Origin of the sequence: Synechococcus sp. 'PEA 65AY6A-5F PE A', assembly GCF_047462575.1 — a bacterium.
Classification (GTDB): Bacteria; Cyanobacteriota; Cyanobacteriia; order Thermostichales; family Thermostichaceae; genus Thermostichus.
This window is the reverse complement of sequence record NZ_JAOALE010000034.1, coordinates 1-20,483: the sequence shown is the minus strand read 5'-3', so window position 1 is coordinate 20,483 and position 20,483 is coordinate 1. Positions and strand designations below refer to the sequence as shown.

Below are 20,483 nucleotides of genomic sequence, written 5' to 3'. Positions count from 1 at the left end.
GACTTTGCCATTCTATGAACTTTCATCGTAGGATAATGAGTCTTACTTAACCAAACTCGAGAATAGGTTTGCCAGGAAGCTGCTCCCCGGGGGTTGGGCCAACTCTAGAGGGGAACTCTCCGAGGTGAGCCAACGTCCGCTTCTATGCAACTTTTGGGAATCGCAGTTTTATTCTCTCATTGGAGGTTCTTGGCTATGTCTCCCATGCACAAACTGACTCGGCGGGCCTTCGCAACGGCGGCGGCCCTGACGGCGGCGGCACTGGTCACCACCCTGCTGCCGAGCACAGCTCAGCAAGCAGCCCAAACCCCGATCAAAATAGGAGCGCTGCTGTCCTTGACGGGCGACCTGCAGGCCTATGGGGAAAACTGCCTCAAGGGCATCAAGCTGGCTCTGGATCAGATTAACGCCGCTGGCGGCGTCCTCGGATCCCCAATCCAAGTGGTGGAGGCGGATGACCAAACCTCAGCCCAGCCGGCTATCGATGCTGCCCAGCGGCTGGTGAACGTGGAGAAGGTGGCCGCCATCATCGGCGCCCTGGGCAGCGGCATCACCATCCCGGTGGCCACGACAGTAACGGTTCCCAGCAAGATTCCGCAAATTTCGCCAGCTTCCACCGCTCCCACCATCACCACCCTGGACGACAATGGTTTCTTGTTCCGCACCGTTCCTTCCGATGCCTTCCAAGGGGTAGCCCTGGCGCAAATTACCCGCGAAGAAAACCTGGAGCGCCTGGCCATCATCTACATCAATAACGACTACGGCAAGGGGCTGGCCGACAGCTTCAAGGCCGCCTTTGAAAAGCGGGGCGGCACCATTACCAAGTCGGTTCCCTACGAACCCGGCCAAGCCTCCTACCGCGGCGAGCTGGATCAGCTCAAGGAAGGGGATCCCCAGGCGCTGGTGCTGATCGGGTATCCCGAAAACGGCGCGATCATCCTGCGGCAGGCTTTGGAAGGGGGGCTATTTGACCGCTTTGTCTTCACAGATGGCATGCGCTCTCCCGATCTGGCCACCCAGGTGGGGGCGGACAAGCTAGAGGGATCCATCGGCACCTCGCCCCAGGCTCTGACCGACAGCAAAGCCTACCAAATCTTTGCTGAAGCCTACAAAGCTGCCTACGGGGAGCTGCCCCCCACCCCCTACATCGACACGGCCTACGATGCCGCTTTTGTCTTGGCTCTGGCCATTCAAAAGGCCGGCAGCACCGACGGCACCGCCATCCGCGATGCCCTGCGGCAAGTGGCCAATCCCCCCGGCACCGAGATCCTGCCAGGAGAGTGGGCCAAGGCAGTGGAGCTACTCAAGAAAGGGGAGGACATTGACTACACTGGCGCTTCCGGCTCGCTGAACTTCGACGAGAACGGAGACGTGGCCGGAACCTTTGCCCACTGGACCTTCAAGGGCGGGCAGATCGTCGACTTGAAAGTGTTTGAGCCGGAAGGCTAAGAGTCTTTAGGCCGGTGGTGCTCGGCTTGGCCGGGCCAGTTCCCGCCTAAGCTCAAAAGCGGGGGCCTGCAGAGGAGACTTTTGCAGGCCCCTGTTTTTTGGGGAAGATCAACAAGAGGGGTGACAGCTTGGGAGCGAGTCTTTGCTGTGAACCTGTACCGAGATGTGCTGCGGCCCTTGATTTTTTCGGGCCTGAGGGCTGACCCGGAAACGGTTAAGGTGGGGCTCTTGCGCGCCTTGGAGTGGCTGGACGCCACCCAGGCCACCGGGATCCTGGCTCTTTTGGAGCGCCTGTTCTGCTATCGGGATCCGCGGCTGGAAGTACGGCTCTGGGGCCTCACCTTCCCCAATCCCATTGGCCTGGCCGCAGGCTTTGACAAGGATGGCCTAGCTGTGGGCGTCTGGCCCAGTTTGGGCTTTGGCTTTGTGGAGGTGGGCACCGTCACTCCTGGGCCTCAGCCGGGCAACCCCAAGCCGCGCCTGTTCCAGTTGCCCCAGGATCGGGCTGCTCTCAACCACATGGGCTTCAACAACCAGGGGGCGGCAGCTCTGGCCGAACGGCTGCGCCGGCTGCGCCAACGTCCCATTCCCATCGGCATCAACCTGGGCAAAGGGAAGGCCACCCCCCTGGAGGAGGCGGCGGCTGACTACCTGGCCAGCTTTCGTCTGTTGCGGGAGCTGGGAGACTATTTTGTGGTCAACGTCAGCTCCCCCAACACAGCGGGATTGCGATCCCTGCAGGCTGCCGAGCAGTTGGCGCCCATCCTGGCGACGTTGCAGGGGGAAAATCGCGGACAGAAGCCCCTTTTGGTGAAGATTGCCCCTGACCTAGATTGGCCAGAAATTGACGCCATCCTGGAGCTGGCCCAAGCCTACAGACTGGCGGGGCTTGTAGCCACCAACACTACCCTGCGCCGCGACAACCTGAAAACCCGCTTCCTGCCAGGGCTGGGGCCCCTCGCCGCGGCAGCCGGCGGCATCAGCGGCGCCCCCCTGCGGCAGCGCTCCACCCAGGTGATCCGCTACATTCACCAGGCCACTCAGGGGCAATTGCCGATTATTGGAGTGGGGGGCATCTTCACCCTGGCCGATGCCATGGAGAAACTGGAGGCCGGGGCCAGCCTGCTCCAGGTCTATACAGGCTGGGTCTATGAAGGGCCAAGCCTAGTTCCCCGCCTGTTGCGCGGCCTGGCCGCTGCCAGGAATCCCGCCCCTTCCTCCCCGGAGAGAATGCCGACAGGGATCCAATCCGGGCGTAAGATTGTTATGGATCCCTGAGGGAACTTGCCGGTGACTCTGCTGCAACATCTTTTCAAAACCCCCCATCCGGTTATTGGGGTGGTTCATCTGTTGCCGCTGCCCACCTCGCCCCGTTGGGGAGGGGACTTGGAGTGGGTGATCGCGCAGGCAGAACAGGCCGCTACCGCCCTGGCGGCAGGAGGCGTGGACGGGATCCTCGTCGAGAACTTTTACGATGCCCCCTTTGCCAAGGAGCGGGTGGATGCGGCGGTGGTGAGCGCCATGACCGTGGTGGTGCAGCGGATCAAGATGCTGGTTTCCCTGCCCATCGGGATCAACGTCTTGCGCAACGATGGCTACAGCGCCCTAGCCATTGCCGCCTGTGTGGGGGCCCAGTTTATCCGGGTCAATGTCCTCTGCGGGGCGATGGTGACCGACCAGGGCATCATCGAGGGAAATGCCCACCGCCTGCTGCGCTACCGCCGCGAGCTGGGGGCCGACATCAAGATCTTTGCCGATGTGCTGGTGAAGCACGCCCAGCCCCTGAGTCCCATCAGCCTGGAGGCGGCCATCGCCGACACGGTGGAGCGCGGCCTGGCCGATGCCATCGTTCTCTCTGGCTGGGCCACCGGAAAGCCGCCTCTTCTGAAAGATCTGAAGCTGGCCCGCCAAGTCGCCCCTCAGGTACCTCTGTTGATTGGCTCAGGAGCCACCGCCGAAAACATCGGCAACCTCATCCGCCACGCAGATGGCGTGATTGTGGCCAGTTCTTTGAAACGGCCGGCCCGTTCCGCCGGCATGCCAGCGGGCTATGCGGATCCCTTTCCCCTCATCGACCCAATCCGGGTGCGACAGTTTGTGGAAGCGTTGCACCTTGGCCTGGGCGAACGGCCCACCAATCCGGCTTGCCTGGCCACTCCCAGCTCTAGCTGCAGCTAGCCTTTGGGGATAGGATCGGCATTATTCACCGTATCAGAGCTTTCTAGCTTTCTTTTGATGTTGTCAGCTGAACTCGAAGGCTGGGGGTCTTCCTCCAGCCTGCCTTCTGCTCGCGTTGGCGGGGCGGAGTCCTTGCCCTTGGAGGAAGTTTCGTGGAGCCAGGTGCCGGCTCAGGTTCCCTGCATTTGGGTCATCGACGATGACCCGGTGAACCGTCGTTACATCGGCGAAGTCCTCAAAAGCTCCAACTACCGGGTGGAAAGCTGGGAAAGCGGCCAGTTGGCCTGGGAGCACCTGCAGACCCTGGATGAAAGCGAATGGCCGGATTTGATCATCTGCGACTGGGTCATGCCGGGTTTGTCTGGAGTGGAGTTGTGTCGCCGTCTAAAAAACTTGCCCGCCGGACAGTTCATCTATTTCATCTTGCTCACCGCCCGCTCCGAAGTTGAGGATCGGGTGCAGGGACTGGATGCAGGGGCAGATGAGTTTATCGCCAAGCCGATCGATCCTGAGGAGCTGCGGGCACGGGTGCGGGCGGGGCTGCGCCTGCAGCGGCTTACCCAAGCTTTGGCTCAGGCCAACCGGCAACTGCGGGCCCGCAACGAGCTGTTGGAGTCTCTGTCTTTGACGGATCCCTTGACCGGTGCCTTGAACCGCCGCGCCCTCGACCAGGCGTTGCCACATTTGCTCAAACAGGTGGGGCCGCGTGAGCAAGCCCGCTATCGCTATCTCTGCCTGCTGATGATGGATGTGGATTACTTCAAGCAGGTTAACGACACCTACGGCCACTATATCGGCGACTGCGTGTTGCAGGCCATCGTTGGGCGGCTGCACAATCAACTGCGCCCCTCCAGCCTGCTCTACCGCTACGGCGGCGAAGAATTTGTCTGCGTCACCCCTGGGCTCAACCCCGCCCGCTGCCACCGCTACGCCGAGTCTCTGCGCCGGGCCATCGCCAGCCGGCCAATTGAGGTTGCGCCCCAGCGCAGCCTGCCTGTCACCATCAGCATTGGCGGGATCGTCCTCAGCGAAGATGGCCCCCTAGCACCTGAGGCCGCTCTCCAGAAGGCAGATGAGGCCCTCTACCAGGCCAAGCAGGCGGGGCGCAACCGCGTACATCTTTTCTTGCCACCGCCGCCGGAGAACTACTGTCCTTCGCCGGGCTCAAAGGAGTAGCCAGAAGCTGCCGCCAAGGCTTCCAGCGAGCGCAGCCCCACGTAGGTGCGGCCGTTGATAATCCAGGTGGGATAGCTGGTGATCCCCGCTTCTGTGCATTCTTGGGCTTGGGGCGTACCGGGGCCGTTGGGGGAGCATTCCACGTAGGGCACCTGTTCAAAAGCCGACCCAAACAGCTCCTTCTGCTCCTGACAATGGGGGCACCAATAGGCCCCGTACATGGTGCCGCCGATCTGCCGCAGGTGGGCCGCCAACCCTGCCGCCAGGGGGCTGGGTGGGGGAACTTGGTTGGCATACACCCCAATGGTGGCCACCAAGGTGAGAAAGCTTACGAGAATATAGCTGAAGGCCAGCTTGCCCCAATCCAGCCAGCGGTGGCCCAGCAGGGTTACCGCCCACAGCCCCGCCACCAAGACTATGGCGGTGGTGCAATACAGACAAAACTGCCGCAGCACCGCCACCATCAGGTAAAGCATGTACATCTCGAAGGCGGTCATGGCGGAAACCAGGCCAAACAGGGCCGGCCAGCGCCACCGCTTCACCAGCGGGATGCCATCCGGCAAAACCGCCAAGGCCAAAACGGCCAGAAACCCCAGTAGGCCAACTGTTGCCGTCGGGATCCCCAAAAACTCTGCCCAACGGCTGGAGAGCACCAGGTCACACCCCCCATCTCCTGTGCAGAAAGCGGCAGGTTGATCGGTCAGCTTGGTGTAGGTAAGGTAGGCCGTCAACAGGGATCCCAAGCCCGCCAAGGTTGCCAAGATCGGGCGAGCATGGCGCTGTAGCCAGGTCTCTTCTTGGGCTTTGAGTTTGAGATAAGAGGCCATGGGGGGTTCAGCAGTTGGACACCCCCGATTATAGTGGGGCGGAGCGGGTCTCGTCCTTGGGATCCGGCGCAGAAGCGCTGCTCGAGCGCCGCACTTGGGCAGCAAACCTATCCCCCAGCGGCTCCAGCTCCCACCAGGATCCCAGCTTGGGCTCAGAGATGGGCCGGTCGCAGATCCCCCAGCGGCGACGAAAGTAGCGGGCCAGATCTTTTTCGGCCAGAGCCAGATACACTGGCCGGCCATGGGGACAGGTGTGGGGATTGGCGGTGCGCTGCCAGGCTTCCAGCAACTGTTGCATCTGCTCCAGGGTCAGGGGGATCCCGTTGCGCAGGGCGCCACGACAGGCCACCGCCACCTGGGCCGCTTCCAGGTCAGCGCAGCGGCTCAATTCTCGGAGGGATCCCTGCACCTCCTCCGGATCTTCCGACCACAAGGCCAGCGGCAGGCGGCGCATCAGATAGGTGTTGGGGCCAAAAGGCTCCGGCTCCAGGCCCAACTGCTCCAACTGCTCCACCGCTTGGGAGGATAATCCCTCCAGCATGACCGGCATCTGCAGCTCCACCGGCTGCCAATGCCGTTGGATGTACTCGTAGCGCACCCGCTCGTGGGCCAGGTGCTGTTCCACCAGCCACAGCCCCTGAGGGTGCTCCGCCAGGATGTAGGTGCGGTAGAGCTGGGCTAGGGCCTTTAGAGGAGGTAGGGGGGTAGACGGCTGGCCAGAGGGAGCTGGATCTGGGCTTTTGGGACTTGAGGTAACCCTGTAGACCGACTTGGCCTCGCTAGCCCGGATGAGATGCAGCGAGCGGCGGCTGGCTTGCTCCGATCCCGATTGCAGAAGAGCGTGCAAGTGCTGGCGCAATTGCTCCTGTCGGATCTCCGGATCCTGTAGATAGAGCTCACTCTTAGCAGGATGGCGATTCCAGTCCACCTGCTCAGGTGGCAAGCGCAGATGCACCACCACCAGCGGGTAGCGGTGGCGAGGCAAGGTGTGCTGAAAGACTGACTGGATCAGCCGTTGCCACTCCGGCATCTGCACAAAGCGCCCGTTGACGGCCACGCGGATCCAATCGGGGCGGGGGCGATGCAGGCGATCCGGCAGGCCCAGCACCACTTCCCAATCGCTATCCCCCTCCTGGATCCGCTGATAGCGCAGATCCGAAAGATCCACCTGCGGCAACACTTGTAGCAGCAGATCTTGCAGAGACTGGCCTGGCCACAGGCTGAGCAACAGTTGCCCCTCCTGGCGCACCTGCCAACTGACCCAAGGATGGGCCAAGGCCGCATTCTGCACCAGCGTCAAGAGCGGGCGAGTCTGGGGCAGGGAGCAGCGGCGCAAGGGCCAATCGGCAAACAAATCCGCCACCGTCACCACCGTTCCCAAGGCAGTGGCTGCCGGCTGCTGGTGGGCCAGCTCCCCTTGGCGGTCGTAGGTGGCCAGCCAGCCGTGGGCATCGTCAGCGTGGCGGGTCTGAATGGTCAGGGATCCCAGCCGGGCCAGGCTGTGCAAGGCTTCGCCCCGAAACCCCAGGCTGCAACCGTCCAACTTGCTGGTGGTGTGGCGACGGGCCACCTGCTCCAGCTCCGAAGCGGGGATCCCTTGGCCGTTATCGGCCACCCGCACCTGCCAGCGGCTGGGCCAGATCTCCACCTGAATGCGGGTGGCCTGAGCATCGAGGGCATTTTCCAGCAATTCTCGCAGAGCAGCCCCCAGCGAGTCGATCACCTCTCCCGCGGCCATCTGGGCGATCCGCTCTGGGTTCAGGGGTTGGATTTTGGACATGGAGTGAGTTGAGAAAGCAGACTCTCTTCCTGCCAGCTTGTCGCCAAAAGGCCAACAGCGCCGAGCTTTAGCTTAGCTCTCTCCCTCTGTTGCCAGTGGACAGCGCCTTGCCAATGGTTTTCATTAACTTCAAGGCTCCCCTCAGGCCAAGTGAAGGATTGAGGTTCCGCCTTCCTGCCCATCGGTAACCGCCAAGAACTTCGAGAAACTTCGAGAACAAGAGAGCTGAGCGGGTGGCCAGTCATAAGGAAACCTTAAAATCCCAAGGCCAGCCATCAGCCTCTACTAGGATTTAAATAGTAAAACTTCTCATTAAGGAGGAGATTATGGCAGCACAGCAAGCTCCGGCCCGAGAGCTATTCAAGGAGGCTTTTGAGAATCGCTACACCTGGGACAAAGACTTTCCTGGCTACCGAGCTGAGATAACCTACTTTCCCAAAGAAGGTGACAGCAGCCTCTCCTTCTCAGGAGTTGTGAGTATTGACCGCAACATGAAGATCGATGTTGCCGGCGTCGAGGACGAGGAGATCCGCCAGAAAATACGGGAACAGATGTGGGAAGTCATGGTGCATCGCGTTCGTCATTCCTTCGACGAGGAACACGGTGGCCACACCTTTGCCTATGGAGAGCCACAAAATTCAGACATCACTGAAGTTCTTGTTTCGGGCTTATCTTCTACCGATAGGTACTGGGTTCAGGGCAAGCACATTCAAATGGTACATCGCCATCTTGCCAATCGGAAAATTACAGTCTCAGTTCAAGAGTTTTACGATACAGGTGAGGGCTACCTACCCACTCACTACACTGCTGAGTATTGTAGCCCAGGAACTGGAGAAAAAACTCAAGCAAAGATGATCTACGAAGATCGTTATCAAAAAATAGGTCGGTATTGGATTCTGGTTGAGAGAAGAATTTGGGAAGAGCAGGATGGCCAAAAAAGTTCATCCCCTCAACTTTTCCTCTTCTCTAATATTCGATTTTTCGAATAGCTGAGAAAAATAAGTTTTTCTTTGCGGCTGTGGGCATCTCTCATTATAGAAGGTGATGAGGTGCTCACAGCCAAGCTTAAAACAGATGGCCACAGGGTACAGCCTGTTAAGGACTCAAGGGGTACAATAGCAGCACTTAGCAAACCAACTTCGGAAGGAGGATGGATTGATCAGTAGTAAAGAAGTCTTCACTATCTGCTCCATGCTATATTTCCCAATTCTGCAAAGCTTTGGAGTTACCTATGTCTAAGCTGGACTCAAAAAATGCACCTGGACACCAGGTACTGGCTGCGGCAGGTAAAAAGGCACTTCGACCGGGGGGCTTTGGCGCTACCGAACGGCTCTTCAAGTTTGCCGAGTTCCGTCGAGGAGAAACTGTGCTGGAACTTGCCTCAGGCCTTGGCTACACGACTATTCGATTGGCAAAGCGCTATGGCATACATGTTACCGGCATTGAGAAAAATCCAGATAACATTGCTCGCACTCGCGCTAATGTTTCTGCAGCAGGGCTAGCCGGCCAAGTTGAGATCCTCGAGGGCGATATCTTTCACCTAGATCAAATCGATCAGAAATTTGACTATGTCTTGGCGGAAGCTATTTTAACAATGCAGTCCGATGCAGGAAAATCTAAGATTTTGTCAGGGATTTACAATTGCCTCAAGCCAGGGGGTAAGTTCCTCAGCCATGAGCTGCGAGTTGAGGGATCCAACAGCGACGCTATCCGCAAGGAGTTATCCTCCGTAATCCATGTCAATGCCAATCCTTTATCTACTGACAGCTGGCTTGCAACTGTTCAGCAAGCAAATCTTACGGTTGTCCAGTATGCCACCGGCCCCTTAACTTTGCTCAATCCCGTTGCTATTGCTACAGAGGAAGGATTGCCGACGCTCTTAACTATGGTGTGGAATGTGCTTACACGTCCTGTAATCCGGCAGCGGATCTTATCTATGAAGCAAATCTTTAGCCGATATCGAAATAACCTAGGCTACATCATACTGATTGCCAAGAAGGAGGCTTAATGATGTCTCTTGTCTCCCCTGAGTCACCTTTTTTGCAGCTCAAAGATCACATTGCTTATTCTGTGGAAGGAGTTCTCAGCAAGATCATTTGGAAAAGTGAAGTCTGCCAACATACTCTTTTCTGTATGGCGGGAGGCACAAGTATTTCCGAGCATACCTCCACAAGGGACGCTACTCTCCACGTCATTGAAGGAACTGGAGTCTTAACCCTTGCAGGTGAGAAGATCTCTCTATCTCCGGGCATATTTGTCTTAATTTCGGCAAATGTTCCCCATGAGTTAGAAGCCACTGCTGACCTTGCTTTTGTTCTGACTTTATCAAAGGCAAGTTAAGAACGCCGCCTTTTACTCAGCCAGCCGCTTAACATCGCCAAAGCAAACATTCCCAGCAAAGCAAAGCCCAGCAGCCACCTTCCCTGCTCTAGGATCCCTGCCCCCAGAGCCACTACTGGGGGTGTAGAGACGGCAATGCCCAAAGCTAGGGCGAGAAGAAAGTTCTGCCATTTTATTTGGGTTAGGCCGGCGGCGTAGGCGACAAAGTCGAATAGGCCCGTCATTAAAAAACCAGCTGTAAGAAAAATATTGTTTTCCAGATAGTTAGCCGAAAGGGCATCGACTTTGTACATCCATTGTCGCCCAACTACTCGCTGTACTAGGTCTCTACCAAACTTTCTGGCTAGGTAGAAGTTAAGTGTACAAGAGATAAAATCAGCAATTGCAATGTAAAGGATTCCCGATCCAAATCCAAAGAGGGCTCCTGCCAAGATGGAGTAAAGGGTGCTGGGTATGGCAGGAATAATAATACTCAGGGAGCGTAATCCAATCAGGGCAAGGGGTGCCCAGGGGCCTAGTTTTGCTATAAATTCTCGAGTTGCCTCTGGATCTAAGCGACGGGCCAGCAAGATGGCAGCTAACAGGACAACAAGCAACAACAGCAGTGAGAGGATGTCTTTCCTTTTTCTGGAATTGATTTTGCTGCTAGAGGACAAATCCTCTGAGGGGGTAGGGGACGATCCTACTGACTCGCCATCTGCTGACTTGTCAAAGGTAGTGCCGGGCGGATAATAGAGTTCATCCTTCAGGATCCAACCTGTTTTCTGTTGCAGATAGGCATGTGTGCTCAAGCCCAGACGCTTTGCCTCGGTGGCAACAGCCTTGTAGTCTAAGCCCAATAGCTCGCAGAGCTCTTTTTGTCGAATACCAGAAGGTGGCTGCATAGGGCAAAAGATCTCTACTTTCTCTGCTAGATGCTTAAGGTTTCCGAGGGATGCTCGAAGTAGGCATGATTTTCATAAGGCTTGTTTTGCTAGTGTAGAAGGTGTCATGTATTTTGCTTTTTAGAGGTTGATAATGATCTTGTGTATTGGCGATGTTCTTAGTTTAGCAGAATTGCAACAGATTCTGTCCCTCATAGCCGATGCTGAATTTGTGGATGGTGCTCTGACGGCAGGCTGGAATGCCAGGCTTGTCAAAAACAATAGGCAAATGCCAAAGGGATCCCTTCAGCAACGGAAGATAGAGGAGATTATCTTGGCAGCTCTAGAGCGTAATTTGTTGTTCCAGATGGCTGCCCGGCCCAAGCTCATTCATTCCATTTTAATTAGCTGCTACGAAGCGGGAATGTCCTATGGCACTCATACCGACGATGCGCTGATGCTCGATCGGCATCAGCTGATGCGCACGGATATTTCCTTTACGCTATTTCTAAGTGCCCCTGAAGACTATGATGGCGGTGAGCTGAAGATCGAGAGTAGCGAGGGGGAGCAAGCCTACAAGCTGCCGGCGGGTGCTTTGATCCTCTATCCTGCTTCCACCTTGCACCGAGTTGAGCCTGTAACCCGTGGGATCCGCTATGCTGCCGTCAGTTGGGTTCAAAGCCTAATTAGGGATCCGCAAGAACGCGAGATCCTCTTTGATTTACAGACTGTGCGGCAGCAGATGTTTCAGGAATCGGGCAAGACACGCCACTTTGATTTGATCTCCAAAGTTTACGCGAACCTGCTGCGGAAATGGGCAGAGCTCTAGAGGGATCGAAGAAAATAGAGCAGGGCTTCTCTGTCTTCAGCAGCCATATTTTTAAAGATCTCGCGGGAGCGTTCAGCTTCTCCCCCATGCCAGAGAATGGCCTCCTCGAGGCTGCGGGCGCGGCCATCGTGCAAATAGCCGGAGGAGGGCAGAACTGTCTGCGACAAGCCGATGCCCCACAAAGGGGGGGTGCGCCATTCTCGGCCCGTGGCCTCGAAGTCAGCGCGGCCATCTGCTAGTCCTTCGCCCATGTCATGCAACAGCAAATCGGTGTAGGGGTGGATGACTTGGTTGGCCAGGGCAGGGATCTCATGAATGCCGGTTTGTAGCTCTGGTCGGTGACACTTGGCGCATTGGGCTTGGACGAAGAGCTTTTCCCCTCGCTGAACTTGGGGATCCTGCCAAAGGGCGCGGCCAGGCACGGCCAGGGTTTGCACGTAAACGGTTGTCGCTTGGAGAGTGGCCTCGTCGATATCTTGGCTGCCATCCGCGGCCGGAAAAAGAGGATTCGTGACACCCATGTCGTTGGCGTAGGCGGCCGCAGTTTGTTGCCTGAGGTTGGGGGTATTGGCTTTCCAACCAAACCGTCCCAGCACCAGACGCTGCTGCTCTTGATCCCAAACCAAGTTGGGGCGGCCAGAGATGCCATCCCCATCGGCGTCGTCAGGATCGGCTGCTGCCAGGATCCTAGAAGCGGGAACGGCCTCCAGTAGGCCCGCTCCAAACACCGGCTGGGGGATCCGCAGGGAGATGAGGACAGGATCGATGGGCGATCCCTCCAGAGTTAACAGCTTTACAACAGGAGAACGCAGCCTGTAGGGAGTTCCGTCGGCGTACTCTCTGGTCTGCTCTACCCAGTGCAACTCCACCTTGGCCTCTGGCCGATAGCCCCGAACGGCCTTTTCTTGAACCTGCGTGCCGATGCCGGCCACAGGGGGAGTGTTGCTATGAGGAGCAATGGCCTCCCATCCAAAAGGCTGGGGATCCCCGCTTCTATCCAGGGATCCAACCTGGCTGACTCTGACGACCCGCTGCCCCTTGTCAGGAAAACCTCGGCCGTTTTTAACATGACAACCGGCGCAGGAGTTGTTGTTGAACAGAGGCCCAAGGCCGGGGTTAACAGGCGCCGGAGCGGTGACGAAGCGAGCCTCAAAGGCGACGTCCCCCAGGGCATGCAACCTGGCCCAGCGGGGATCCAAGTTGGGAGCCGGCTGCTCGTAGGCTGTTGAGGTGCGGTTCCAAAGGGTTGTTTCGCCACCCGCTCGAGGGGGCAATGGCTGGGATCCCTCTGGGGCAGCGGGGAAAGCCAGAAAGCTCGCCGCCCAAAGAGAGGCCAATCCCAGCATGAAAATCTGGAGAAGACGACGCATCGGCTATCAAAATATCGGCAACTCAGCTCTTTTGGGACTTTCTTACTACTGCAGGAGCGGCACAACTTCCTGAGCAAAGCTGTCGAAAGCGTCTTCAATTTTTTCCATAGCGGCAGTAATAGATCCACGGGCATTGGCATCGCAAAGGCTTTTTTCGATAGGGGCAGGGATCCCCTGGAGAGCCGCCGCCGCTGCTTGTAACTCCGACTGAATTTGACTATCCAAATTGGGATTGATGTCCCGGACAAATTGGCTCAGGCCACGACCTTTTCTATCTCTAAATCCGCCCAAGTAAGCATACTGAACGCTGCGCACATTGGCCTGGAACTCCGGCAGCGAATGGTGGGCAAAGCGACTTTCCAGCAGAAAAGGATTTTGCTGGGCGAAGGCTTCGCCAATTTTGACCTTGCCCAGCTCGTCCAACATGCCGAGAATACCTTGGGCTATTTCTTCAGCAGCAGCTTGCAGCGTGAGATAACTCTTGCTGCCCTCGCCGGCTTTTACCCATTCTTCGCGAAAAGCAGGCAGCCCTTGCACTCCCTCTGTCCAGCTTTTGAGCAGCTTTGCCGCCGTATCCGCCAAAACTGGGCCAAGGGCAGCCAAGTACTCCCGATCCCGCTCGGTAAAGTCTTGCAAAGACTTGTTGTTATCCACGCCAAAGAGCAAGAAGGCCACGGCATGAAATCCCTTTTGCCCGCTTTCCAACTCGGCCACGGTCTCTGGAGTGAGGGGATCGCCGCTGTTGAGAACTTCCAGCACCTCCACCTCGTTCAGGGGCCATTCGTCCAAATCCGCATCCAGCCCCAAATAAGCCGCCGGCCCAAAGGCAAAAGCCTCGCTCTCCTCCCAAGTGATGCGGGCAACAGACCAAGCCTGGCGAGCCGCTTGCAAAGTCTGGGCATTGGGATCTTGCACGAAGGCCTGGATGGCCTGAGACAGGGCCTGGGTATCGGCGACCAACTGCTCATAGGCAGGGATCACCACCTGATCGGCAAAGTCGAGCAAAATCTGCCGATCCTGAAACCGCTGCTCAGGAGAGAGCACAACGGCTGGCCGGCGAGAGCCTGCCCCTTCTTCCCCACCCTCGCCGCCGCCATCCACCGGGATAGGCCGACACTCCGGGTTCATTTGAGCTGCCTGCTGAGGCGAAGCCTGGCTCAGGGCCGGTGGATCCCCGCCGCCCGCAGCCGAGGGATCCTTTTGGGTTTCCCCGCAAGCGGCCCCGCTGACCAGAACATAAAGCCCTATCCCCGTCCACAGCTTCAGATACCTCGACATCTCCTCCGACTCCTTTGCCCTCGACTTGGCCAACTTTGGCTTGATTGTAATCCAGCTATTGCGACTCAATCTTAAGAAGGGAGAGATTTTTATCACCGGCTGCCACCGGATCGCCCGGCTCGTCCCTCTGCAGGCCAGCTTCCATCTGCAGCTTCCCCAGGTGGGGCTATGGGCGGATACAAGTCCGACTCTTAACAAAACTTAACTCTAAAGACATTGATATTTGTTTGCAAGAAGCCTAGAGTAGGTCACAGCTCGCTGTTGAGATTTACTCTCAACAGTTGGTTACGTGTCTCGAAAGGATGTGTCCGTGCGGCCAGAGGCGGGCCTGGGGCAAGGTCTCTGGCCTTTTCCTAGAAAAGCTTGTTTAGAAACGCAAGAGGAGCGGAGATGACAGCGACGACACTCAAGCAAGAAGGGGGATCTAGCTCGCAACAACAGATCCCGTGGTGGGCGGGCAACGCCCGTTTGACCGATCTTTCTGGCCGGCTGCTGGGGGCGCATGTGGCCCATGCCGGGCTGATCGTTCTCTGGGCAGGGGCGATGACCCTGATCGAGTTGGCCAAGTTTGACCCCAGCCGACCGATGTATGAGCAGGGGCTGATTCTCTTGCCCCACCTGGCCAGCTTGGGGCTGGGGGTGGGATCCGGCGGGGAAGTCCTGGATACGGATATCTACTTTGCGGTGGGAGCGATCCACCTCATCAGCTCTGCCTTTTTGGGGTTTGGCGGCATTTTTCATGCCCTGCGCGGGCCGGCGGTGCTGGATCCCAAAGCCTTTCCCCTGTTTAGCTACGACTGGCAAGACAAAAACAAGATGACCACCATCCTAGGGATCCACCTGGTGCTGCTGGGATTGGGAGCCTGGCTTTTGGTGCTCAAGGCAGTGGTGTTTGGCGGCTTGTTCGACCCGGTGGCAGGAGAGGTGCGCCTGGTGTCTCCCAACTGGAACCCCTTTGGCCACCTGTTGGGCATAGAAGGGCGCCACTGGATCGCCGGGGTGGACACTTTAGAAGACGTGGTGGGCGGCCACCTCTGGCTGGGCTTGCTCCTGGTGGCAGGTGGGGTTTGGCATATCGCGACCAAGCCTTTTGCCTGGGCAGAACGGATTTTTATCTGGTCTGGGGAAGCTTATCTTTCCTACAGCTTGGGAGCTTTGGCCTTGATGGGATTTATTGCCGCCTATTTCGTTGCCGTTAACCCAGTGGTCTATCCCGAAGTTTTCTATGGGCCGCTGCTGCAGGTGGGCTTGGATCGCTATCCCTTCTTTGAGCAAGGGGGAGCTCTCACATCTAGGGTTTGGCTGGCCAATGCCCATTTTTGGCTGGCCTTTTTCTTCCTTCAGGGCCACCTGTTCCATGCCCTGAAAGCGCGAGGGTTCAATTTCCGTACCGGCAGAGTAGAACTTGCAGCGCAGCAGGCCTAACGGCAATCTAGCCATCTGATTTTGAGCTTTGCACTTGCAGTTTCGAGGTAGGAGCAATGGCAAAAGTAGGTCTATTTTTCGGCACTCAAACCGGAAATACCGAGAGAGCCGCTGAGATGATCCAAAAAGAGCTGGGCGAAGACAATGTAGATTTGATCAACATTGCCGAGGCCACGGTTGAGGACTTTGATAGGTACGACTACTTAATCATCGGCTGTCCAACTTGGAATATCGGGGAGCTGCAGGCCGATTGGAATGGGTTTTTCCCCTATTTGGATGAAATCGATTTTTCCGGTAAGACGGTAGCCTATTTTGGAGTTGGGGATCAGTTGGGCTATCCCGACAACTTTCAAGATGCCATGGGGATCCTGGCCCAAAAAATTGCCGAGCGCGGCGGAAAAAACGTCGGCTCCTGGCCTACAGAAGGCTACGAGTTCAATGAGTCCAAGGGAGTGGTTAACGGCGAGTTTGTCGGCCTTGCTCTGGATGAAGACAATCAGCCGGAGCTGACGGAAAAACGAATTAAAGAGTGGACGGCCAAACTCAAAACACTCTTCAATCTGTAATCTCAAACTCGGTTTCTTAGCTTGTTGTGGATACTGTGGGAGTTTGTCATGACTGGCGCAGTTCTATCTTCATCGCCTACCTCTGCTGAGGGATCCCCTCAGGTGAGCTGGCTGGCGGGCAATGCTCGCTTGGTGAATCTGTCCGGAAAGCTGCTGGGGGCCCACGTGGCCCATGCGGGGTTGATCATGCTGTGGGCCGGCGGCATGACTTTGTTTGAGGTGGCCCACTGGGATCCGGCTCAGCCCATGGGCAGCCAGGGGCTGATCTTGCTGCCCCATTTGGCCACGTTGGGCATCGGCGTGAATGCAGAGGGGGTGGCCACGGATCCCTATCCCTTTTTTGTGGTGGGCGTTCTGCACCTGATTGCCTCGGCGGTGCTGGGGGCAGGAGGGATCTTCCACGCCCTTTTGGGGCCGGAGGTGCTGGCCAAGGGAGAAACCTTTGCCGAGTTTTTCGGCTACGACTGGGAAGACGACGACAAGATGACCACCATCCTGGGGATCCACCTGCTGCTGCTGGGGCTGGGGGCCTGGTTGCTGGTGGCCAAAGCGCTCTTCTGGGGAGGGCTGTACGATGCTCAACTGGGCCGCGTGCGCGTAGTTACGGATCCCACCCTCAATCCGCTGCGGATCTTTGCCTACCTGACGCCGCTCATGGGCCAGCAGGGCATGGCCGCCGTGAACAATCTGGAAGATCTGGTGGGAGGGCACATCTATGTCGGCCTGCTCTGTGTGCTGGGGGGATGGTGGCACATAGCCACACGGCCCTTTGCCTGGGCCAAGCAGGTGCTGATCTACTCGGGCGAAGCCTACCTCTCCTACAGCCTGGGGGCCCTGGCCTACATGGGCATCTTGGCGGCCTATTTTGTCAGCGTCAACGAGATCGCCTATCCGGTGGCTTTCTACGGGCCGCTGGGGCTGGCTGCCGACGAGATGGGTGTGGTGAGCAGCCGCACCTGGTTGGCCACAGCCCACTTTGTCTTGGGGATCCTGTTTTTGGCGGGGCACATCTGGCATGCCATCCGGGCGCGGGCGGCAGCCAGCGGCTTTGACTTCCAGCACGGGGGCTGGGTGCGAGCCACAGATCCGCAGGTGGGCAACTTGGACACGCCGGTAAACCGGGGCGATCTCACCCTGCTGCTGCTGCAAAACCTGCCCATCTACCGGGAGGGCCTCTCTCCTTTTTTGCGCGGCTTGGAGATCGGCATGGCTCATGGGTACTTCCTGGTGGGGCCGTTTTACAAGTTGAGTCCGCTGCGGAATTCGGAGCAGGCCCTGACGGCAGGGACGCTGGCGACCATCGGCCTGGTGCTGATCCTGACGGTTTGTCTCTCCATTTACGGACGGGTGTCCTTTCCTCGCTCGCGGCTGGTGGCAGTGGTCAATACCCCCTACGGCGAGGTGGCCTATCCGACGCCGGGCGTGCAACTGATGGCCGAATCGCAGGGATCCCCTCAGCCGGTGCGCGTGCCGGCAGGCTCTGAGGATTTGCCGGAAAACTTGCGCACCCGCGCCGGTTGGAGCCAGTTGGCCGGAGGGTTTCTGGTGGGCGGCGTTGGCGGTGCCCTGTTTGCCTACATGCTCCTGGGCAGCGGCGATGTGGTAGCCCAGATTTTGCCGGGGCTGTAAAGGAGGGTTGAGGCTTCTCAAAGCAGGGAGGGGAGATCCTCATCCCCTCCTCTCTGTCGAGATCTGGCTCTACCTTTTGCCTGCCGGCTTCTGGATCCGATAACCCTTTTTTATGAAGCTTTTGTCAGCCAGCAACTTTAATCTTTCGACCGTCGAAATGGGATGGCTAAAATGAGCTTAGGTTCCGCTTCTGCGCCTTCTTTTGAAGCACTTTATTTGGGCGTTTCTCCCAGTCTAAAGCTTTTCGATCGGCCTCTGTTGGGATCCCTGGGAAAATGTTTCCGTGTAGCCTACTGGGAGTATCACCAAACCCAGGATGAGCCCTGTAGTTTGGAGACAGTCGTGACGCTGCTATACGAATACCTAAAAGCTTGGGATCGACCGGTACATCTCATCGGCCACGGCTTGAGCGGGGTGGTTGCCTATCTTTTTGCCTACTATTACCCCCAGCGGATACGGTCTCTAACCCTGCTGGCTGTAGGCAGTCAGCCTGCCGCCACCTGGCATGCCCATTTCTACGTGCAACGAAAAATGTTTTGCTGTAGCCGAGAACAGCTCCTGGTGCGTATAGCTCAGAGCCTTCTGCCAGCTTCAGAACAGTGGCGAGCGCGCTCACTCTCCCGCGCCCTGGCTAAAGATTTAGACACTTCCCCCATACCTCATTCCCTATTTCAGGTGGTAGCGATTCCAGCCCAGAAAGTGCCGGTGCCGATGTTGGTTTGCGCCAGCGAGGATGATCCCATTGTGGATCCTGCTTCGCTGGAGCAGTGGGGAAACTACTTAAAGCCAGGGGATCAAATGTGGTTTTGTCCTGGGGGGCGACACTTTTTTCACTATTCTTTTCCAAGTTTGGTCAACTTGAAAATCATGGATTTCTGGCAAAAGCTGCAGCAATTGCAGACCAGCCTTGCCTGAAAGACTGGCCTTTGTCCTTAGCTCAACTGCGAGTTTTGTCAGCAACCCCCAACCCCCGCAGATTGCTGGTGGCTCTAACCCTCCAAACAGACAGAAAGAGCTCTCATGCCATAGGGATCTCATCGCCGCCCACAGCGCCCCCAGAGAGACGGCGTCCACCCGGCTCCCCGCTAGAAGTAAAATGGGAGGGGTCGAGCCGGGCTTAAGCGGGGGATCCGCGACTAGGTTCGACAAGCTGCTCTTTCCCATCGACAACTCGCGCGAGACCAGCCACGCCTTGCCCTTGGTGGCAGACCTAGCGCAGCGCTGCAAAAGTCGGGTGTACTTGCTCTCGGTACTGGACAACATGGAGCTTGACGCGGAGCGAGCAGAACAAGCCCGGCAGAACATTCAGAACCTGCCCAAACAGACGGAGCTGGGCCTGCAGTAAATCGGCATCAACAGCGTCAAGAGCGAGTATCGCGAGGGAAAAGTACCCTTCGTCATCTGCGACGTGGCGGACGAGCTGGAGATCAGCCTGATCGTGATGGGATCCCGCAGCCTCAGCCTGTCTGCCGAGGGGCAGAACAACTCCGTCAGCCACCGCCTCATCGACCTTGCTCCCTGCCCGGTGCTGGTCGTGCCCTGAGAAAAGGGATCCCGGTCAGCGTGATCCTGTAGAGTACCCTAGGGCGGGGTCTTGCCAAGTCCAAACAATGTTGCCTTGTGTAACAGCACGGCTGTCACTGTTTGTCTTCTCTAAAAGTCTGCAGTACAACGAAGAGCAAGATACAGCTTTGTCCGACTTCGGGGGAGGTCTGTAGAATCAGCAGGATCCCGGCATACGCACATCTGTATTAACTTCAGAAAGTGTGGCCGGAAGAAGCTGTGAGCCTCATTACCAGCAACAGCCGGTCAGTTCCCTTCCGAGAATCGTCATGGAAAGTCGTGGTTACAACAAGGCCTCCCAGAAGACTTTTGAGGTGATGCGGCATTTCGCAGAAACCTACGCCAAACGTACCGACACTTTTTTCTGCTCTGATCCTACGATTACGACAGCGGTGATCGAGGGCTTGGCTCTGCACAAAGAGCAATTGGGCGCTCCGCTCTGCCCCTGTCGTTTTTATGAAGACAAAGAGGCGGAAGTGAAAGCCGGCTATTGGAACTGCCCCTGTGTACCCATGCGGGAGCGAAAGGAATGCCACTGTATGCTCTTTTTAACTCCAGATAACCCCTTCGCCGGCACCAGCCAAACCCTAGAGGAGGTGCCCCTAGAGTACCAGGCGAAATAGTCGGCAATGCGTCTGTCTCTGGGTTGAGCGACAAAGACCAGTATAATCGGGAAATAGTTGAGTGGTTGATAGTCGCACGAGGAGGAAACTCTTTTTATGACTCCCTCACTGGCTAATTTTCTCTGGAGCTTGGTGTACGGCGCAGTGGTGCTGGGGCTTCTCTTCGGCGCCATCGTCTTCGTCAGCCAAAGAGATAGGGTGCGTCGTCGCTGATCCCTCTGCTCGCACTGATGCTCTACTTCTTTGCTGTTGTTGCTGAGTGGAAAGAGACTCGGGTGCTAAGGTTTGCTCTGGTAGGCAACTGCCAGGGTGCTTTGTCCACCTGTCAGGGATCCAGCCGGGTTGAGTGACAACCGGATCGACGTGCTTGGCGCCGTTGTTGCTAACGCTCACAAAAAAGGATAGCTTGGTAGCCCCGCACTTGAGTGCGGGGCGGAAAAGCCCGCTAGCCACTTTAGTCGCTTACCCATGATGGGGGTCGTTGATATAGTTTCATAGCTCAAACAACCTCTTCCTGACTTCTCCTACCAAGACCTTTTTCCTTCTCTTTGGCCAAAAAATGAGATGAACAACCGCTAGCCCCACAC

The 20,483-nt window shown here is 57.3% G+C and carries 19 protein-coding genes and 3 pseudogenes; 15 read left to right on the top strand and 7 right to left on the bottom strand.

Annotation, left to right across the window (positions count from 1 at the left end; all coding sequences use genetic code 11):
* The first annotated feature begins 195 nt into the window (after positions 1 to 195).
* The 4 genes from GG26_RS10985 to GG26_RS10970 all read left to right on the top strand — a co-directional run bounded on the left by GG26_RS10985 (position 196) and on the right by GG26_RS10970 (position 4,803).
* Positions 196 to 1,449 (top strand): ABC transporter substrate-binding protein, encoded by a 1,254-nt coding sequence (locus GG26_RS10985; RefSeq protein ID WP_414390556.1) that lies wholly within the window; start codon positions 196 to 198, stop codon positions 1,447 to 1,449.
* A gap of 147 nt (positions 1,450 to 1,596) precedes the next feature.
* The gene (locus GG26_RS10980) at positions 1,597 to 2,727 is read left to right on the top strand and encodes a quinone-dependent dihydroorotate dehydrogenase (RefSeq protein ID WP_011431406.1); all 1,131 of its coding nucleotides are present in this window, start codon (positions 1,597 to 1,599) and stop codon (positions 2,725 to 2,727) included.
* A 12-nt stretch (positions 2,728 to 2,739) separates the two neighbouring features.
* Positions 2,740 to 3,627: a photosystem I biogenesis protein BtpA gene (gene btpA, locus GG26_RS10975; RefSeq protein WP_011431405.1), complete on the top strand. Its 888-nt coding sequence runs from the start codon at positions 2,740 to 2,742 to the stop codon at positions 3,625 to 3,627.
* A 138-nt stretch (positions 3,628 to 3,765) separates the two neighbouring features.
* Entirely contained in the window at positions 3,766 to 4,803 is a 1,038-nt protein-coding gene (locus tag GG26_RS10970; protein ID WP_240530516.1) for a diguanylate cyclase, read from the top strand.
* Here the strand turns inward: GG26_RS10970 and GG26_RS10965 are convergent.
* Together GG26_RS10965 and mutL are read right to left on the bottom strand one after the other, a co-directional pair.
* Positions 4,773 to 5,630: a vitamin K epoxide reductase family protein gene (locus GG26_RS10965; protein WP_011431403.1), complete on the bottom strand. Its 858-nt coding sequence runs from the start codon at positions 5,628 to 5,630 to the stop codon at positions 4,773 to 4,775. The two genes, GG26_RS10970 and GG26_RS10965, sit on opposite strands and share 31 nt — an antisense overlap.
* 28 nt (positions 5,631 to 5,658) lie before the next feature.
* Positions 5,659 to 7,410, bottom strand: a complete 1,752-nt coding sequence (gene mutL / locus GG26_RS10960) for a DNA mismatch repair endonuclease MutL (protein WP_414390552.1) — start codon at positions 7,408 to 7,410, stop codon at positions 5,659 to 5,661.
* A gap of 326 nt (positions 7,411 to 7,736) precedes the next feature.
* Between mutL and GG26_RS10955 the strand changes: the two genes are divergently transcribed.
* A complete protein-coding gene (locus GG26_RS10955; protein WP_414390550.1) occupies positions 7,737 to 8,399 on the top strand; it encodes a DUF3386 domain-containing protein in 663 nt (220 codons plus the stop codon).
* Between the two features lie 114 nt (positions 8,400 to 8,513).
* On the opposite strand, the pseudogene GG26_RS10950 reads toward GG26_RS10955, so the two are convergent.
* Positions 8,514 to 8,630, bottom strand: a pseudogene (locus GG26_RS10950) (IS630 family transposase); the annotation flags it as partial.
* Between the two features lie 11 nt (positions 8,631 to 8,641).
* Here GG26_RS10950 and GG26_RS10945 point away from each other — a divergent pair.
* Positions 8,642 to 9,418 (top strand): SAM-dependent methyltransferase, encoded by a 777-nt coding sequence (locus GG26_RS10945; RefSeq protein WP_099812751.1) that lies wholly within the window; start codon positions 8,642 to 8,644, stop codon positions 9,416 to 9,418.
* A complete protein-coding gene (locus tag GG26_RS10940) occupies positions 9,418 to 9,750 on the top strand; it encodes a cupin domain-containing protein (RefSeq protein ID WP_011433845.1) in 333 nt (110 codons plus the stop codon). Before GG26_RS10945 ends, GG26_RS10940 begins: the two co-directional genes overlap by 1 nt.
* On the opposite strand, the gene GG26_RS10935 is transcribed toward GG26_RS10940, so the two are convergent.
* A complete protein-coding gene (locus GG26_RS10935; protein ID WP_228375352.1) occupies positions 9,747 to 10,634 on the bottom strand; it encodes a TVP38/TMEM64 family protein in 888 nt (295 codons plus the stop codon). The genes GG26_RS10940 and GG26_RS10935 overlap by 4 nt on opposite strands.
* A gap of 133 nt (positions 10,635 to 10,767) precedes the next feature.
* Here GG26_RS10935 and GG26_RS10930 point away from each other — a divergent pair, with 133 nt between their 5' ends.
* The gene (locus GG26_RS10930) at positions 10,768 to 11,442 is read left to right on the top strand and encodes a Fe2+-dependent dioxygenase (protein WP_011431398.1); all 675 of its coding nucleotides are present in this window, start codon (positions 10,768 to 10,770) and stop codon (positions 11,440 to 11,442) included.
* Here the strand turns inward: GG26_RS10930 and GG26_RS10925 are convergent.
* Both GG26_RS10925 and GG26_RS10920 read right to left on the bottom strand, forming a co-directional pair.
* Positions 11,439 to 12,812, bottom strand: a complete 1,374-nt coding sequence (locus tag GG26_RS10925) for a di-heme oxidoredictase family protein (protein WP_414390545.1) — start codon at positions 12,810 to 12,812, stop codon at positions 11,439 to 11,441. The genes GG26_RS10930 and GG26_RS10925 overlap by 4 nt on opposite strands.
* Before the next feature lie 45 nt (positions 12,813 to 12,857).
* On the bottom strand, positions 12,858 to 14,090 hold the full coding sequence (locus tag GG26_RS10920; protein WP_011433843.1) for an imelysin family protein: 1,233 nt from the start codon (positions 14,088 to 14,090) through the stop codon (positions 12,858 to 12,860).
* Positions 14,091 to 14,480: 390 nt separating this feature from the next.
* Here GG26_RS10920 and GG26_RS10915 point away from each other — a divergent pair, with 390 nt between their 5' ends.
* The 7 genes and pseudogenes from GG26_RS10915 to GG26_RS10885 all read left to right on the top strand — a co-directional run bounded on the left by GG26_RS10915 (position 14,481) and on the right by GG26_RS10885 (position 20,109).
* Positions 14,481 to 15,515, top strand: a complete 1,035-nt coding sequence (locus GG26_RS10915) for a chlorophyll a/b binding light-harvesting protein (RefSeq protein WP_011431394.1) — start codon at positions 14,481 to 14,483, stop codon at positions 15,513 to 15,515.
* A 56-nt stretch (positions 15,516 to 15,571) separates the two neighbouring features.
* The gene (fldA, locus tag GG26_RS10910) at positions 15,572 to 16,081 is read left to right on the top strand and encodes a flavodoxin FldA (protein WP_414358087.1); all 510 of its coding nucleotides are present in this window, start codon (positions 15,572 to 15,574) and stop codon (positions 16,079 to 16,081) included.
* A 48-nt stretch (positions 16,082 to 16,129) separates the two neighbouring features.
* Positions 16,130 to 17,710: a chlorophyll a/b binding light-harvesting protein gene (locus GG26_RS10905; protein WP_011431392.1), complete on the top strand. Its 1,581-nt coding sequence runs from the start codon at positions 16,130 to 16,132 to the stop codon at positions 17,708 to 17,710.
* Between the two features lie 330 nt (positions 17,711 to 18,040).
* Positions 18,041 to 18,625: an alpha/beta fold hydrolase gene (locus tag GG26_RS10900; RefSeq protein ID WP_414390540.1), complete on the top strand. Its 585-nt coding sequence runs from the start codon at positions 18,041 to 18,043 to the stop codon at positions 18,623 to 18,625.
* 181 nt (positions 18,626 to 18,806) lie between these two features.
* A pseudogene (locus GG26_RS10895) lies at positions 18,807 to 19,253 on the top strand (universal stress protein).
* Positions 19,254 to 19,542: 289 nt separating this feature from the next.
* Positions 19,543 to 19,896, top strand: coding sequence for a ferredoxin-thioredoxin reductase catalytic domain-containing protein (locus GG26_RS10890; protein WP_011431390.1), 354 nt, complete (start codon positions 19,543 to 19,545; stop codon positions 19,894 to 19,896).
* A 96-nt stretch (positions 19,897 to 19,992) separates the two neighbouring features.
* Entirely contained in the window at positions 19,993 to 20,109 is a 117-nt protein-coding gene (locus GG26_RS10885) for a photosystem II reaction center X protein (RefSeq protein WP_011431389.1), read from the top strand.
* Positions 20,110 to 20,391: 282 nt separating this feature from the next.
* Here GG26_RS10885 and GG26_RS10880 read toward each other — a convergent pair.
* A pseudogene (locus GG26_RS10880) lies at positions 20,392 to 20,481 on the bottom strand (IS200/IS605 family transposase); the annotation flags it as partial.
* Between the last annotated feature and the right edge of the window lie 2 nt (positions 20,482 to 20,483).